Genomic DNA, 17380 nt, shown 5'->3' with positions numbered 1-17380 from the left:
GGCAAACCTCGAGCTGCTCTTACTTGCAGCTTGAGGCTTGCCACTTGCAGCTGTTTTTACTGCGGATTGGCACGGGTGCTGGACAGCAGTTGCTTGAGGTTGGCCGCCTTCGGCTTGACCAGCCAGAAGCGCCGCACGTAATCGTCCAGGTTCTCCGAGAGCTCACGCCCCCACTCGCTGCCGGTTTCTTCCACGTATTCGCCAAGGACCCGCGCCAGGTGGCTACGGTAGGCTTCCATCGCTTCACCACTGATACGCTGGATTTCCACCAGTTCGTGGTTAAGTTTGTCGACGAAGCTGTTGTCCATGTCGAGCACGTAGGCGAAGCCGCCAGTCATGCCAGAGCCGAAGTTGTAACCGGTCTTGCCCAGAACGCAGACAAAGCCACCGGTCATGTATTCACAGCAGTGATCGCCAGTACCCTCGACAACAGCGTGGGCGCCGGAGTTACGCACAGCAAAGCGCTCGCCTGCGGTGCCGGCGGCGAACAGCTTGCCGCCCGTGGCGCCGTACAGGCAGGTGTTGCCGACGATAGCGCTGTGCTGGGTTTCGAACGGGCTGCCCGCTGGCGGCACGATGGTGACCTTGCCACCGGTCATGCCTTTGCCGACGTAGTCGTTGGCGTCACCTTCCAGGTACAGGTTCAGACCACCGGCGTTCCACACGCCGAAGCTCTGGCCCGCGGTACCCTTGAAGCGGAAGGTGATCGGCGCTGCGGCCATGCCCTGGTTGCCGTGCAGCTTGGCGATTTCGCCGGAGATGCGCGCACCAATGGAGCGGTCACAGTTGCAGATGTCGAGCGCGAACTCGCCACCGGCCTGATCGCGGATGGCCGGCAGGGCCATTTCGACCATCTTCTCGGCCAGCTCGCCCTTGTCGAACGGCGGGTTCTTGTCGACTTCGCAGAACTGCGGCTTGTCGGCCGGGATGTGCGAGCTGCCCAGCAGCGGCGACAGGTCCAGGTAGTGCTGGCGTTCGGTATCGCCTGGCAGCACGTCGAGCAGGTCGGTCCGGCCGATCAGCTCGCCCAGGCTGCGAACACCCAGCTTGGCCAGCCACTCGCGGGTTTCCTCGGCGACGAAGGTGAAGAAGTTGATCACCATGTCGACGGTGCCGATGTAGTGGTCCTTGCGCAGCTTGTCGTTCTGCGTGGCCACGCCAGTGGCGCAGTTGTTCAGGTGGCAGATGCGCAGGTATTTGCAGCCCAGGGCGATCATCGGTGCGGTACCGAAGCCAAAGCTTTCGGCACCGAGGATAGCGGCCTTGATTACATCCAGACCGGTCTTCAGGCCGCCGTCGGTCTGTACCCGTACCTTGCCGCGCAGGTCGTTGCCGCGCAGGGTCTGGTGGGTTTCGGCCAGGCCCAGTTCCCACGGAGCGCCGGCGTACTTGATAGAGGTCAGCGGCGAAGCACCGGTACCACCGTCATAACCTGAGATGGTGATCAGGTCGGCATAGGCCTTGGCCACGCCAGCGGCGATGGTGCCAACGCCTGCCTCTGCCACCAGCTTGACCGATACCAGGGCTTGAGGGTTGACCTGCTTGAGGTCATAGATCAGCTGGGCCAGGTCTTCGATCGAGTAGATATCGTGGTGCGGTGGCGGCGAGATCAGGGTCACGCCCGGTACCGCATAGCGCAGCTTGGCGATCAGGCCGTTGACCTTGCCGCCTGGCAACTGGCCGCCCTCGCCCGGTTTGGCGCCCTGGGCAACCTTGATCTGCAGAACCTCGGCATTGACCAGGTATTCCGGGGTCACGCCGAAGCGGCCGGTGGCCACCTGCTTGATCTTGGAGCTGCGGATGGTGCCGTAACGCGACGGGTCTTCACCGCCCTCACCGGAGTTGGAGCGCGCGCCCAGGCGGTTCATGGCCTCGGCCAGCGCTTCGTGAGCCTCTGGCGACAGCGCACCCAGCGAGATACCGGCGGAGTCGAAGCGCTTGAGGATCGCCTCCAGCGGCTCGATCTGATCCAGCGGCAGGGCCTCGTCGGCCACCTTCACTTTCAGCAGGTCGCGGATCATCGACACCGGGCGCTGGTCGACCAGCGTGGTGTACTCCTTGAACTTGGCGTAGTCGCCCTGCTGCACGGCGGCCTGCAGAGTATTGACCACATCCGGGTTGTAGGCGTGGTACTCACCACCGTGGACGAACTTGAGCAGGCCACCCTGCTGGATCGGCTTGCGTGCGCTCCAGGCCTCAGCGGCGAGCAGCTTCTGGTCGCCCTCGAGGTCGACGAAACGCGCACCCTTGATACGGCTGGAGACGCCTTTGAAGCTCAGGCCGACGACTTCTTCGGCCAGGCCCACAGCTTCGAACAGCTGGGCGCCACGGTAGGAGGCGATGGTGGAGATGCCCATCTTCGACAGGATCTTCAGCAGGCCCTTGGAGATGCCTTTGCGGTAGTACTTGAAGACTTCGTCCAGGTCGCCCAGCACTTCGCCGGTGCGGATCAGGTCGGCCAGCACTTCATACGCCAGATACGGGTATACCGCAGAGGCGCCGAAGCCCAGCAGCACGGCGAAGTGGTGCGGGTCACGGGCGGTGGCGGTTTCGACCAGAATGTTGCTGTCGCAACGCAGGCCCTTTTCTGTCAGGCGGTGGTGGACCGCGCCAACGGCGAACGAAGCATGCACCGGCAGCTTGCCCGGTGCGATGTAACGGTCGCTGAGTACCAGCTGGGTCTTGCCCGCGCGGACCGCTTCTTCAGCCTGGTCGGCGATGTTACGGATGGCCGCTTCCAGGCCAATGCCTTCCTCGTAGTTGAGGTCGATCAGCTGGCGGTCGAAGCCTTCGCGTTCCAGATTCATCAGCGAACGCCACTTGGCGGGCGAGATGACCGGGGAGCTGAGGATTACCCGCGAGGCGTGCTCTGGAGATTCCTGGAAGATGTTGCGCTCGGCACCCAGGCAGATTTCCAGCGACATGACGATCGCTTCGCGCAGCGGGTCGATCGGCGGGTTGGTGACCTGGGCGAACTGCTGGCGGAAGAAGTCGTAAGGCGAACGCACGCGCTGCGACAGCACGGCCATTGGCGTGTCGTCACCCATCGAACCGACCGCTTCCTGGCCTTGCTCACCGAGTGGGCGCAGAACCTGGTCACGCTCCTCGAAAGTGACCTGGAACATCTTCATGTACTGCTTGAGCTGGTCAGCGTCGTAGCTGGCCGCGCCCTGGTCGTCGGTGAGCGTCGCCTGGATGCGCAAGGCGTGCTGACGGAGCCAGCGCTTGTACGGGTGGCGCGACTTCAGGCGGTTGTCGATGGCATCGGTGTCGAGGATGTGGCCGGTCTCGGTATCCACGGCGAAGATCTGGCCTGGGCCGACACGGCCCTTGGCGATTACATCCTCAGGCTTGTAGTCCCACACGCCAATTTCCGACGCCAGGGTGATATAGCCATTCTTGGTGGTCACCCAGCGCGCCGGGCGCAGGCCGTTGCGGTCAAGCAGGCAGACCGCATGGCGGCCTTCGGTCATGACGATGCCGGCCGGACCATCCCACGGCTCCATGTGCATGGAATTGTATTCATAGAACGCGCGCAGGTCGGCGTCCATGGTCTCGACGTTCTGCCAGGCTGGCGGTACCAGCATGCGCACGCCGCGGAACAGGTCGATACCGCCGGTGACCATCAGCTCCAGCATGTTGTCCATGCTCGAGGAGTCGGACCCTACGCGGTTGACCAGCGGGCCGAGCTCTTCGAGGTCGGGGATCTGGTCGTTGGCGAACTTGGTGCGACGGGCCATGGCCCAGTTGCGGTTACCGGTGATGGTGTTGATCTCGCCATTGTGGGCGAGGAAGCGGAACGGCTGCGCCAGCGGCCATTTCGGCAGGGTGTTGGTAGAGAAGCGCTGGTGGAACACGCAGATTGCGGTTTGCAGGCGCTCGTCGTCCAGGTCTGGATAGAAGGCCGCGAGATCGCGCGGCATCATCAGGCCTTTGTAGATGATGGTCTTGTGCGAGAAGCTGCAGATGTAGTGGTCGGCGTCGTGGGCGTTGGCCACGGACGAACGGCGACGGGCACTGAACAGCTTGATGGCGAATTCCTGATCGCTCAGGCCTTCACCGCCGATGAACACCTGTTCGATCTGCGGCAGGCGCTCCAGCGCCAGGCGGCCGAGCACGCTGGTGTCGATCGGAACTTTGCGCCAGCCAATCAGGGTCAGGCCGGCAGCGATGATTTCGCGGTCCATGTTGGCGCGAGCGGCTTCTGCTTTTACCGGGTCCTGATTGAAGAACACCATGCCAACGGCGTACTGCTTGGGCAGCTCGACGGCAAAGTGTTCCTGGGCCACGGCGCGCAGGAATTGATCGGGTTTCTGCATGAGCAGACCGCAACCGTCACCGGTCTTGCCGTCGGCGTTGATGCCGCCGCGGTGGGTCATGCAAGTCAGGGCCTGCATGGCAGTTTGCAGAAGGTGGTGGCTGGGTTCGCCCGTCATATGGGCGATCAGGCCAAAACCACAGTTGTCCTTGAATTCTTCGGGATGGTACAGACCTGTTTTCATAGACACTTTCTCACCAGGTTCACCTCTCAACCGGAGGCAAATCTCTTTTTTAACAACCACTTACCATCCACGCCGATCAAATGCCAGCTTTTTTGCGGTGGCCATGGAAAACCATTGTTGCACAGCGACAGCGATGCCCACAAATTTTCATGTCTCACCATTGAAAATTTATGTCGCGATTTTGAATGTTTTTGCGCCATGCGCCGTGATAGCGGCTTGGCTCGAGTCTGAAGCGTTTCAGCCATGACTGCAAGGTTGGCTTGTGGCCGGCAGCCTGGGACAGAAAAGCCTGCCGCGCTCGGGCGCAGCAGGCTAGACGAAAGTCAGTTATCGCTCAGCAACTGGGCGGCGGGGTGGTGCCGCCCGGAAGGTATCAGCGGGCCGTAGCCAGCTCTTGTTGGACGCTGGCGACAGTACGTGGCCAAGGTTTACCAGCCTGAACCTTCGCTGGCAAGTTCTTGATTGCCGCAACCGCTGCATCGCGGTTGGCGAAGCTGCCGTAGGTGACCACGTAGAGCGGCTTGCCTTGCAGGTTTTTCTTGAAGTAGCGATAGTCGCCACCCTGCGCCTTGACGAAGGCCTGCGCCGACGCTTCGGAGCTCGTACCAAGGATCTGCACTACATAATTGCCTGGTTTCTGTCCGGAGTACCAGCCGCTGTTACCGCTGCCGCCAGCAGGTTTGGCAGTGGCAACCTGGGTCGGTGCCGGAGCGGGCTTGGCAGGTGCAACCGGCTTGGCCGGCTGGGTTGCTACCGGCTTCTGCGCAGGCGCAACCGGCTGAGCCGGCGGCGCGCTGGTGGTGGCCTGGGCCATGGTGGGTGCGGGGCCTGCAGCCTCACCCTGCGGCGGGGCAATGGTCGTTACCGTTGGCGGATTGCCTGGCTGCAGCGCAGTGCTGTCCGCCGGGCCACCTTCTTCACCATCCCCCATGCCGGCGGCCTGCGCCAGCGGCTCGCGCATCACCGGCTGCGACTGGCCAACCAAGGGCAGTGGCATCGGCTGCGACGAGCCTGAGAATTCGATGGCCGGGTCAGTGGGCTTTGCTTCCCCCAGCGGCAATTGGGCTTGGGCCGCGGGCGCATCCGTAGCCGCCTTGTCGCTTTTCTTGGGCATGAGAACCGCGGCAGCAACGGCCACCACAACGACAGCGGACAGCGCGAGCACGTGTTTCTTAGGCATTTTGAACCCCATGGTTGGTCGCTTCGCCGTACTACGGCTGGCGATCATGGCTTCGATCAAGGTATCGCGGGCGACCTGGTTGATGTTGCCAGGCCAACCGTCGGAGTGTTCATGAATATCGACGATCTGCTCATGGGTGAACACCTCGATGCCCCGGCCTGCACCTTCCAGGCGCTGCTCCAGGTACTCGCGGGTCTCTTCCTCGCTGTAGGGGGCGAGTTCGATGACGTGGAAACGTTCTTCCTCGACATGGATCTCATCCAACCCGGCGATCAGCGACGCTTCGCCGAACAGGAACACGTGCGGGCGCCCCTCCGGGACACCTGCCGCCAGCTCCAGCAACGCTTGGAGTGCCGACTCGTCGAGTTGTTCCGCATCGTCCACCAGTAAATAGACTTCCTGCCCGGTGAGGGCAAGCTGTACCACCTTGGAGAGGATCGCCTGAACTTCCGCCGGGGCCACGTCCAGCGCCTGGGCCACCTGGCCCAGCACGCTGGCGGCGTCGCTGGCGCCGCGCGCCGATACCACTACGCTCTGTACCGACTGCTTGTTGGTACTGGCCACCAAGGCCTGGCGCAACAAGGTTTTACCACTGCCGACCGGGCCTGTAACCACCAGCATCAGCTGGCTGTAACGGGCCAGGTGGTGCAGTTGGCCGAGCACAGGCTTGCGCTGGGCAGGGAAAAACTTGAAGCCGGGCACACGCGGCGCGAACGGATCGTGGCTCAACTGGTAATGGTCGAGAAACGCCTCATCGGCATGCAAACTGGTCATTGCGCTGTCACAACCTCAAAGCTGGGCCACGATCGCGCGGTAATCCGCCGACAGCGTGGCCTGAAGAATCTCTTTCGGATAGTCGTCGGTAACCACGGCTTCGCCCATCTGGCGCAGGAGCACCAGACGCAAACGCCCATCAATCACCTTCTTGTCGACCGCCATATGCTCCATGAAATGCGCCGGGGTCATTTCCTGTGGTGGCACCACCGGCAAACCTGCATCCTGCAGCAGGCGGATTGCGCGATCGCGCTCGGACTGATCGATCCAGCCCAGACGCATCGACATCTCCAGGGCCATCACCGTACCCGCTGCCACGGCTTCGCCGTGCAACCAGACACCGTAGCCCATATGCGTTTCGATGGCATGCCCGAAGGTATGCCCCAAGTTGAGCGTTGCGCGCACACCAGACTCACGTTCATCAGCCCCGACCACCGCGGCCTTGGCTGCACATGAGCGCTGGATCGCTTCGGTCAGCGCCGCTGGCTCGAGGGCGCGCAAAGCCTTGATATTGTCCTCGAGCCAACCAAGGAAGGGCTTGTCGCAGATCAGCCCGTACTTGATCACTTCGGCCAGGCCCGCCGACAGCTCGCGCTCGGGCAGGGTATTGAGGGTGGTGGTGTCGATCAGCACGGCGTTGGGCTGGTAGAACGCACCCACCATGTTCTTGCCTAGCGGATGGTTGATGCCGGTTTTGCCGCCGACAGAGGAGTCCACCTGGGAAAGCAGGGTGGTCGGTACCTGGATGAAATCGACGCCGCGCTGATAGCACGCCGCAGCGAAGCCGGCCATGTCGCCGATAACGCCACCACCGAGGGCCACCACCGTGGTGCGGCGGTCGTGCCGGGCCGTGAGGAGGCCGTCGAAGATCAACTGCAGGGTTTCCCAGTTTTTGTGGGCTTCGCCATCCGGGAGGATCACTGGCAGCACCGAATAGGCACCCAGCGCCTTGCTCAGGCGTTCGAGATACAGGGGCGCGACGGTCTCGTTGGAAACGATGGCAATCTGCCGGCCGGCAATATGCGGCGCCAGCAGTTCTGGCTGGTCAAGCAGGCCTTCGCCAATGTAGATCGGGTAGCTGCGCTCGCCCAGGTCGACCTTAAGTGTCTGCATGTATCCCCACAATGTACTTGGGCGCGGCGTCGGCTGAGCGACCCACGCGGTAACGTTGAACCTCGCCTCGGCGCTGGCCGAGAATAGTCCCGGCCTACCGGGGCGGCAACTGCTGCAAGCGCTCGAGAATATCCAGTACGACCATGCGCGGGGGCCGTTCGTCGGTTTCAACCACGATGTCGGCGATCTCACGGTAGAGCGGGTCGCGTGCTTCAAGAAGGCTACGCAAAGTCGCTTCCGGATTGGCAGTACGCAGCAACGGGCGATTGCGATCGCGCGCAGTACGCCCGACCTGCTGTTCCACTGAGGCATGCAGGTAGATCACCCGGCCACCATGGTGCAGGGCCTGGCGGTTGGCCTCGCGCATCACCGCGCCGCCGCCGGTCGCCACGACCACGCCATCGAGCGCGCAGAGCTCGGCGATCATCGCCTGCTCACGGTCACGGAAGCCCGGCTCGCCTTCTTTGTCGAAGATCCACGGGATGTTGGCGCCTGTTTTCAGTTCGATTTCCTTGTCGGAATCTTTGAACAGCAGGCGCAGCTCTTTGGCCAACAGGCGCCCGATGGTGCTTTTTCCAGCGCCCATGGGCCCTACAAGTATCAAATTTCGCACAGAATCAACGACTCACAGCAATCGCCTGGTCATTCATGATACGCGGAGTCAGGAAGACCAGCAGCTCGGATTTTTTCTCTTGTAATGCATCGCGTCGAAACAGCCGCCCAACATACGGCAGATCGCCGAAAAATGGCACCTTGTCCACCACATTGTTTTGCGTAGTCGAATACACACCGCCAATGACGATGGTTTCCCCGTCAGCTACCCGTACCTTGGCATTGACCTCGTTCTTGCGGATCGGCGGCACATCGTTCAAGGCATTGACGAAATCAGGCTCGTCCTTGGTCACCTTGACCGTCATGATCACCTTGCCGTCCGGCGTGATCTGCGGAGTGACCTCCAACGACAGCGACGCCTCGCGGAATGTAACCGACGTAGCGCCACTCTTCGTGGTCTCCTGGTAAGGGACTTCGGTACCTTTGAGGATGCGGGCAGTTTCGTTGTTAGCGGTGACCACCTTGGGCTGGGAAATGATTTCACCATTGCCGGTCTTCTCCATGGCGCTGAGTTCAAGGTCCAACAGCACGCCCCCACGCAACACTCCAAAGCCGATGCTGGAGCCGGCCCGCTCCATGCCAAGATCAACAAACACGTCCTTGCCCAAAGCAGGGGCTTCGCTGTAGAGGCGAGGGCCCCAGCGCACCCCAAGGCTGTTCTCGTAATCGACATTGGCCTCCACGATGCGCGCCTCGATCTCTACCTGTCGTACCGGCACATCCAGTTGCGCAACCAACTGGCGCAACTCGGCAAGCCGGTCCTCAGGCTGGTGCGCAACCAGCGTATTGGTGCGCACATCCACACTCAAACTACCGCGGCCAGTCAGAATGCCGTCATCGGCCAACGTAGCCAGCAGCAACTCGGCAAGTTCCGAGGCCTCGGCGTGGTGTATCGGCAGCAACTCGCGGCGCAACGGCCGCGATTGGGCCTCCAGCTCCAACCCCATGCGCGCTCCCAGAGCCTGTTCGGCCAGCTCAACCGCTGGCGCCACCAACAGCACATTGCCCTCCTCCCGCCGGCCCAGCCCTTTGCTGCGCAACACCAGTTCCAGAGCCTGATCCCAAGGAACATCCTGCAGACGCAAGGTAATACTGCCCTGCACCGTGTCGCTTGCGACCAGATTGATCCCGGCATAATCGGCAAGCACCTGCAACACAAGGCGCACTTCTACGTCCTGGAAGTTCAGCGAAATCGGTTCACCCCGATAAGGCGTTGCCGCCAGCAACGGCATCGGCAGCAATGCCGCCACCAGCCACTTCATCAACCCGTTCATTGTCCTCCTGGATCTCCCTGTCCACGCCCTTCCTGAGCGTCAGCAATGTAGTGCGCTCACGCCAAGTGCCTCCTACGAACAACCGTTCGCACACCTCGACCTGTTGCTCATCTACGCGCACTACCACCCCCTCATCGCGCCCCAGCCGGTCACCGGAACGCACGCGATAGAGCCGCCCTGAAGACAACAGCAGAGCCTCATGCTGCATGCCTCGGGACAAGCTGCCGACCATTTCAAGCTGAGCAAGCGGTATATTGGCGAGCCCTTGCCTGACAGCGCGGCCCGACCAAACTGAAAACGGATCGGCAACAGGTGGCTTAATGTGATCACGGGCAGGCAACCAAGCCAGTGATTCCGGCTCTGCCACCGCCCCATCGGCATGGAAGGCGTCGACACGCAGCCTTAACCTCAACAATCCGGGCCTGCCATGAGCACTGGCCAGATGCATATCACCGGCACGCAGCAGGCGAACCTGCCCAAGCCAATCATCGAGCCACATTCGCAATGCCGCGTAACGCCCCACTACCTGCACATCCAGCGGCGTTCGTCCAAAACCTGCCTGACTCTGCTCCTCCAGTACCTCAAGTTGCTCGAAATGCAGCCCATGCACAGGCCCCGACGCGGCCAACTGATCGAGCAGATCACTGATTTCGCCCCCAGCCGCCAGGCGCCATCGCATATCGTCCAGGCGCCGCTGGGCTTCACTCAGCGCTTGCGGGGAATGCACACGTGCCAACACTTGGGTGGCCTTGGCCTGATGCATGTCGTTCAGGGTCCTTTGGTTTGCCTGCTCTGTCTGCTGCAGTTGCCGCCATTCCGGCCAGCGAACCAGGCACCCAGCCGCAAATACAAGGCACGCCGTGACTATCGGCAGTGCACATCGGAACAAGCGCGAGCGCGCGACGAGCGCCTGCCAGTCCAGACGCAAGAGCAGATTCACGACCAGGACGCCGACATCCGCGCCAGCAGCAAGAACTCTTCTCCTGCAGGCATGCTCTTGATCCGCTTCAGTTCCAGATCGAGCAATATCCCGGAGCGCCCGAGATCCCGCATCAACTGAGCGATCACAGCACTGGAAGCGGCCAGCCCAGCCAAGTGCAACCGCTCACCCTCGACCCTCAGTTCGACAACCTGAACGCCCTCAGGCAATGCCCGCTCCAGATCGGTAAACAGCGTCGTCAGAAGCTCTTGATCAGCGTACAAGGCGTCCAGTACGGTCGTTTGGGCCCTTACTGCGTCGATGGCCTTCTGAATACCGTCTAGCTGCTCCAACTGCGTATTGAGCTCTGTGATGACGGCCTGACGAGCGAGGTTGGCATTAGCATGATGCTGCGCACGCTGGCGTGCCAGCTGGTCCATCAACAACACAACACACAGTGCCAGCACCACACCGCCAAGCAGCATGAACCGCAAGCGGCGAAGCGCCGCCTGGCGCTGCTGCTCGCGCCAGGGCAGAAGATTGATACGCAGCATCAGCGCAAAGCTCCCAGCGCCAGGGCAGCCGCCAGTGCCATATTGTCGTCGTGGCATGTAAGACCTGCCACCTGCGGCAATGGCCGGCAAGGCATACTCAACTGGTCGAACAATTCACCGAGCCGAACTTGCTCAAGCAGCACGCTTCCCGTCAGAAGCAGGTCTTGTACCTGTAGATCATCGACAAACAGTTCACCCAGCCGGCCCAAGGCCACTTCGCGCCGCTGCGGCAACATACCCTGTGACCAGCAATGCAGGGTTGCGCCGCCGGGCTCGAGACGCAGCAGCGCGGAGCCGTCTGCACGCGGTTGTGGCATCATTCGCAACAAGGCGATGCTGTCGACCTCCACGACCTCCAGCTGCAACCCAGCCTCATCGAACAGCGCTTCCAACGGCTGCAGCACGGTCTGCCGGCAGGCCACCACCAGGACATCATGTGCGCCAGCCTGTCCACATGAAGCACCCAAAACCTGGAAGTCCATCACCAGGTCTTCCAGCGGAAACGGAAACAACCTGTCCGCATCAGCCAAAAGTTGCGCCTCCATCTCGGCTACTGGCAGGTCTGCCGGTAGCTGGCACAACTTGCAGATTACCTGCGAGGCAGGCAGGGCCACTGCGACCCTGCGCTGGCGACTGCCACTGCGCCGACAAGCACTACGCAGCGCCGCAACAACGCGATCGGGCACCTGCCACCAATCAGCAGTACCTGCGGGCTCGAATCGCTCAACCTCCCAGGCAAGACGCTCACAGCGCCCTTTTCTACGTCGCAGTTGTACAAGCCGAACCGAATCGGCGGCAATTTCAACCCCCAACAGTGAACCGGCATCCTTGCCAATGCGTCCAAGCATCGCTGCTCCTTTGTGTCAGCCCTGAAACCCGCGCCAGCACCATGGTTTGATGACCAGACGGTGCAGCGGGCCGCCCGGCCGGTCACCCGGCGAGGCGAAAAATGCTTATAATGCCCAGCGTTGTGCGACACGTTTTGCGTGTCTCCTCCCACCAAGCTGTATGGTCAGCTTGATGTGGTTTTCCAAAGGAAACCGAAAACTTGGGTACCCATCCCCAAGAAACAAAACCAACCCAGAAGTCCACTGCCTTCAAGGACTTAACGCTGCGGCGGATGGCAAAACCCAAGGTCGTTCAGCTCTCGGTAGCACGACCGCAGGACCGGCAATCCCGGTTTTGGAGAGCCCTCTACACACCAACCCAAGCGGGGGAGAAGACCCCCGCAGGGGTCCCCTCCTGCTTATTTTGAAACAGGAGGTAACAACTTCCCGACCAACGGTCATTTCACCGTCTTGGTTCGGTCCTTCCTCTGGAGACATGAGCGGAAGCTCTGTCTGTCATTGTCCAACTGCCGCCTACATGGAGCAGTAGCGGACTCGTTGTGCGACCAACGGTAGCCTACGACGGCATGCATCACTGGCAACGGTGGTGTGTGAAGCCCGTCTGACAATGTAGCCCCCACCTCGGGTGCATTCTCTCCGCGAGGAGAGGTGCGGAGACTCGGAGCAGTGCCGGGTTGAGGCGCTAGGCTGACTGGTATGGGTAACGTATGTGAACCACTGATAAACACCGTAAGCATTGCCAAGCCAAAGCTGCTGACAGGCTTGAACCAAAAGGTACGTGATCGGATATCTCCGTAGCGCTTGGGGATACGTCGCCTTCAAGATCACCGGTGAAAAGGTGGGCCCTAACCCAGTCGTGTGACAGACAGGGAACGTGGTAAGCCCGTATCGCTGCCCTGTGGGCAGGTGAACCGTAAGGAACACTGTTGGCGGTGCGGGTATGGGATCGCAGAGAAAGCGAACGCCAGGCTGTAATGGCTTGGATAGGGGTTGGAACATCACCCCACGGGAAACCGGGCAGACTTCTGCGTGGTCTTCTGCCGCAATGACTCTGACTGAGACCGTCTCATCAACTTCAGGGCTGGCTTCATTGGCCCTTGATCATCCAACCCTGACGGGGTGCACGCGCCCCTCAGGGGTACGTGCGCCTTCCGCTCGGGTGGTATCACTTTGAGAGGAAAGCAGCATGAAAGAGCTCAGCCAGCAAGGTGAGCCTGCGCTTTCCGGCACTCCGCAGCAGTGGCATGACGTCGATTGGCGTCGGGTTCAGCGGAATGTCCGGGGAATGCAGGTGCGAATTGCGAAGGCTTGTCGGGAAGGCAAATGGCGCAAGGTTAAATCCCTGCAACGGATGCTTACCCACTCGAAGTCGGCCAGATACTTGGCCGTACGGAGAGTCACGGAAAATCAGGGAAGCCGCACGGCGGGAGTCGATAGGCAACTCTGGGACACACCCAACGCTAAATGGAATGCGGTTGGTCAGTTGAAGACGCGGGGTTACCGGGCTCGGCCACTACGGCGAGTCTACATCCCGAAGTCGGATGGACGGGAACGCCCTCTGGGCATACCGACCATGACGGATAGGGCCATGCAAGCACTGTACATGCTGGCCCTGTCTCCCATCGCAGAAACCCAGGGCGATCCGAATAGCTACGGCTTTAGGATCGAACGTTGTACGGCGGATGCGATGGCGCAGCTCTTCCTGTGTCTTTCCAAACAGGCTTCCGCCTGTTGGGTTTTGGACGCAGACATCGAAGGGTTCTTCGACAACATCAACCATGAATGGCTGTTAGGAAACGCCCCTACGGATAACCGGATGCTTCGGCAGTGGTTGAAGGCTGGAGTCATCCACAAGGGGCAGTTGCACGCAACGGATGCAGGCACGCCACAAGGGGGAATTATCTCCCCGGTGTTGGCGAATCTGGCACTGGATGGTCTGGAAACACTCCTCAAGCAACACCTAGGAGTGACAAGGGCGAAGAAGCTGAAGGTGAATGTGGTGCGATACGCGGATGATTTCGTGATTACTGGCACTTCCTCGGAAGTGCTGGAGAACGAAGTAAAACCTTGGGTAGAACAGTTCCTCGCGAAGCGTGGACTGCGGTTGTCACTCAAGAAAACGCGTATTGCTCACATCGACGAAGGCTTCGACTTCCTTGGATGGAATTTCCGGAAATACGAAGGAAAGCTGCTGATCAAACCGAGCAAAAAGAACGTTAAAGCGTTCTACGGCAAGATCAGGGAGGCAATCAACACCCACAAGACGAGTAAGCAAGAGGATCTAATCCAACTGCTAAATCCGATGCTGAGGGGTTGGGCGCTATACCATCAGCCAGTGGTAGCCAAGCAAACGTACAGCCGGATGGACCACCGAGTGTTTGTAAAACTGTGGCGTTGGGCGAAACGGCGACATCCAAACAAGTCCCTCGACTGGGTTAGGAAGAAGTACTTCCGAGCCTCCGGAGAACGGAACTGGGTTTTCGCCACCACGACAGTGGACGATGCTGGGAGGAGACGGGAGATCGAGCTTTGCTCGCTCGCGAGCACGCCGATCGAGCGACACAAAAAGGTGAGTGGGGATTACAACCCTTATGACCCTGCCATGGAGGCCCAAAGCGAAAAACTGCGGATGGACCGGATGCTGAAAAAGCTGCAGTACCGGAAACAAATCGGCAGCCTATACGCCAGCCAAAACGGCCTGTGTTTGCTTTGCAAGCAACCGATCACCAAGGAAACGGGGTGGCACGACCACCACATCATCCACCGGGCCGTTGACGGTGGTGACGCCTTGGCCAATCGGGTACTCTTGCACCCCAACTGTCATAACCAGCTCCACACGCGTGGTCTGTACGTGACCAAGCCGGCTCCCCTTGGGGGCTTAAAGAAGGCTTGAGCCGTATGCGCTGAAAGGCGCACGTACGGTTCTTAGGGGGGAGTCAGCCAGCAATGGCTGGCTCCCACCCGACTTTTTCGTCCGCCGGCTCCGTGCGCAACTCACCCCTCAACCTGGACACCCAAAAGCCTTGATACGCCTGCTGAAGTTCTTCTGGTGGTCTTTCGTCGCAGTCATCTGCGCGCTCGTACTCGGTGTGAGCGGTGCGTTTCTGTATCTTAGCCCCAACCTGCCGTCGGTCGATTCGCTCAGAAGCATCCAGTTGCAGATCCCCCTGAGGGTGTACAGCAGCGATGGCAAGCTGATCGCCGAGTTTGGCGAAATGCGCCGCTCGCCCATCCGCTTCGCGGACATTCCCCCGCAATTCATTCAGGCGCTTCTGTCAGCAGAGGACGACAATTTCCTCAATCACTACGGCGTCGACCCGGGAAGCCTGATGCGCGCCGCGACCCAACTGGTGAAAACCGGTCACATACAGACCGGCGGCAGCACAATCACCATGCAGGTGGCGAAGAACTTCTTCCTCACCAGCGAGCGCAGCTTCTCGCGCAAGACCAACGAGATTCTCCTGGCCCTGCAGATCGAGCGCGAACTGACCAAGGACGAAATCCTCGAGCTGTACGTGAACAAGATCTACCTGGGCAACCGCGCCTACGGCATCGACGCTGCCGCACAGGTTTACTATGGCAAGTCGATCCGTGACGTGAGCCTGGCGCAGATGGCGATGATCGCCGGCCTGCCCAAGGCACCGTCGCGCTTCAACCCTTTGGCCAACCCGGTGCGTGCAAAAGAGCGTCGCGACTGGATCCTGGGCCGCATGTACAAGCTCGGCAAGATTGACGAGGCGAGCTACCAGGCCGCCCTGGCCGAACCGCTCAACGCCAGCTACCACGTATCGGCGCCTGAGGTTAACGCGCCCTACATCGCCGAGATGGCCCGTGCCGAAATGGTTGGCCGCTATGGCAGCGATGCGTATACCGAGGGTTTCCGCGTCACCACCACAGTGCCGAGCGACATGCAGGAAATCGCCAACAAGGCCGTTCACGGTGGCCTGTCCGATTATGATGAGCGCCACGGCTACCGCGGCCCTGAATCGCGCTTCCCGGGCAAAGGCCAGGCTGCCTGGCTGCAGGAATTGAACAAGCAGCGCACCTTGGGCGGGCTGGAACCGGCCATCGTTACCCAGGTTGATAAGAGTGGCCTGAAGGTGCTGACCCGTGGCGGCAAGGAAGAAGACGTCGCCTGGGACACCATGAAGTGGGCGCGCCCGTTCATCAATAGCAATGCGCAGGGCCGGGCGCCACAATCGCCGGCAGACGTAGCCCAGGTTGGCGACCTGGTGCGCGTGCAGCGGCTGGACGACGGCAAACTGAAGTTCAGCCAGGTGCCGGCAGCACAGAGTGCACTGATTACTCTGGACCCTTACAACGGCGCCATCCGTGCGCTGGTTGGGGGTTTCTCGTTCGAGCAGAGCAACTACAACCGCGCCATGCAGGCCAAGCGCCAGCCAGGGTCAAGCTTCAAGCCGTTCATCTATAGCGCAGCACTGGACAGTGGCTATACCGCCGCCAGCCTGGTCAACGACGCTCCGATCGTGTTCGTCGACGAGTACCTGGACAAGGAATGGCGACCCAAGAATGACACCAACACCTTCCTCGGCCCGATTCGAATGCGCGAAGCGCTGTACAAGTCGCGCAACCTGGTATCGATCCGCCTGCTGCAGGCCATGGGCGTAGGGCGTACCATCGACTACATCACCAAGTTCGGCTTCAACAAACAGGACCTGCCGCCCAACCTGTCGCTGGCATTGGGCACCGCGACCCTGACGCCAATGGAAATCGCCACCGGCTGGAGCACCTTCGCCAACGGTGGTTACAAGATCAACCCGTACCTGATCGAGCGCATCGAGAGCCGCAACGGCGAGACGCTGTTCACCGCCAACCCTGCGCGCGTGCCGCAGGGCGCCGAAGACGATGCGGGCCTGGCGGCACCAGAACAGCCGATCAGCACGGCGTCGCTGCCAGGTGAGGCGCCGTCCGTTCCTGGCCTGCCCGCACCCGCCACACAGGTACCGGTAACCGCCGAGCAGATCATTGATGGCCGTACCACCTACATCCTCACCAGCATGCTGCAAGACGTGATCAAACGCGGGACCGGGCGCCGCGCCCTGGCCCTGGGTCGTACGGACCTGGCGGGCAAGACCGGCACCACCAACGAGTCCAAGGATGCCTGGTTCTCCGGCTACAACGCCGATTACGTCACTACCGTCTGGGTCGGTTTCGACCAGCCGGAAACCCTGGGTCGCCGCGAATACGGCGGGACGGCTGCCCTGCCGATCTGGATGAGCTTCATGGGCGCGGCCCTGAAGGACAAGCCCAACCACCCGCCTGCAGAACCGGAAGGCATCCTCAGCCTGCGGGTCGACCCGGTCAGCGGTCGTGCGGCCTCTCCAAGCACGCCTAACGCCTACTTCGAACTGTTCAAGGCTGAAGATTCGCCACCGTCGGTGGATGAACTGGGCAACGGTGCAGCGCCGGGCAGCCCGCTGCCGGCCGATGAAGCGGCGCCCATGGATCTGTTCTGAGCTGCAAGCTGCAAGAGGTTCCTATACTGGCTGTCCCACCGCGCCAGTCAGTACTAGCACGATCCGGCTTGTAGCTTGTAGCTCGCAGCTTGAACAAAAAAAAACCGGCTCATATGAGCCGGTTCTT

10 protein-coding genes are annotated in these 17380 nt (G+C 61.0%); 2 read left to right on the top strand and 8 right to left on the bottom strand.

The window, feature by feature from the left end; genetic code table 11:
• Nucleotides 1-56: 56 nt before the first annotated feature.
• The 8 genes from gltB to pilM all read right to left on the bottom strand — a co-directional run bounded on the left by gltB (nucleotide 57) and on the right by pilM (nucleotide 11776).
• Nucleotides 57-4502, bottom strand: coding sequence for a glutamate synthase large subunit (gltB, locus tag JET17_RS01955; protein WP_012312333.1), 4446 nt, complete (start codon nucleotides 4500-4502; stop codon nucleotides 57-59).
• A 373-nt stretch (nucleotides 4503-4875) separates the two neighbouring features.
• A complete protein-coding gene (locus JET17_RS01950; RefSeq protein WP_012312332.1) occupies nucleotides 4876-6456 on the bottom strand; it encodes an SPOR domain-containing protein in 1581 nt (526 codons plus the stop codon).
• 15 nt (nucleotides 6457-6471) lie between these two features.
• Nucleotides 6472-7569: a 3-dehydroquinate synthase gene (aroB, locus tag JET17_RS01945; RefSeq protein ID WP_012312331.1), complete on the bottom strand. Its 1098-nt coding sequence runs from the start codon at nucleotides 7567-7569 to the stop codon at nucleotides 6472-6474.
• Between the two features lie 94 nt (nucleotides 7570-7663).
• Nucleotides 7664-8182 (bottom strand): shikimate kinase AroK, encoded by a 519-nt coding sequence (aroK, locus tag JET17_RS01940; RefSeq protein ID WP_039602073.1) that lies wholly within the window; start codon nucleotides 8180-8182, stop codon nucleotides 7664-7666.
• Between the two features lie 4 nt (nucleotides 8183-8186).
• Nucleotides 8187-9455 (bottom strand): type IV pilus secretin PilQ, encoded by a 1269-nt coding sequence (locus tag JET17_RS01935; protein WP_012312329.1) that lies wholly within the window; start codon nucleotides 9453-9455, stop codon nucleotides 8187-8189.
• A complete protein-coding gene (locus tag JET17_RS01930) occupies nucleotides 9379-10395 on the bottom strand; it encodes a pilus assembly protein PilP (protein WP_012312328.1) in 1017 nt (338 codons plus the stop codon). Before JET17_RS01930 ends, JET17_RS01935 begins: the two co-directional genes overlap by 77 nt.
• Nucleotides 10392-10928, bottom strand: a complete 537-nt coding sequence (locus JET17_RS01925; protein ID WP_012312327.1) for a PilN domain-containing protein — start codon at nucleotides 10926-10928, stop codon at nucleotides 10392-10394. The genes JET17_RS01930 and JET17_RS01925 overlap by 4 nt, the downstream gene beginning before the upstream one ends.
• Nucleotides 10928-11776 (bottom strand): type IV pilus biogenesis protein PilM, encoded by an 849-nt coding sequence (pilM, locus tag JET17_RS01920; RefSeq protein WP_012312326.1) that lies wholly within the window; start codon nucleotides 11774-11776, stop codon nucleotides 10928-10930. Before pilM ends, JET17_RS01925 begins: the two co-directional genes overlap by 1 nt.
• A gap of 1186 nt (nucleotides 11777-12962) precedes the next feature.
• Between pilM and ltrA the strand changes: the two genes are divergently transcribed.
• Nucleotides 12963-14669, top strand: coding sequence for a group II intron reverse transcriptase/maturase (gene ltrA / locus JET17_RS01915; protein WP_012312325.1), 1707 nt, complete (start codon nucleotides 12963-12965; stop codon nucleotides 14667-14669).
• Between the two features lie 133 nt (nucleotides 14670-14802).
• A complete protein-coding gene (locus tag JET17_RS01910) occupies nucleotides 14803-17253 on the top strand; it encodes a penicillin-binding protein 1A (protein WP_420094563.1) in 2451 nt (816 codons plus the stop codon).
• Nucleotides 17254-17380 lie beyond the last annotated feature (127 nt).

It is taken from the genome of Pseudomonas putida, assembly GCF_016406145.1.
GTDB lineage: Bacteria > Pseudomonadota > Gammaproteobacteria > Pseudomonadales > Pseudomonadaceae > Aquipseudomonas > Aquipseudomonas putida_E.
This window is presented reverse-complemented; position numbering and strand designations above follow the sequence as displayed.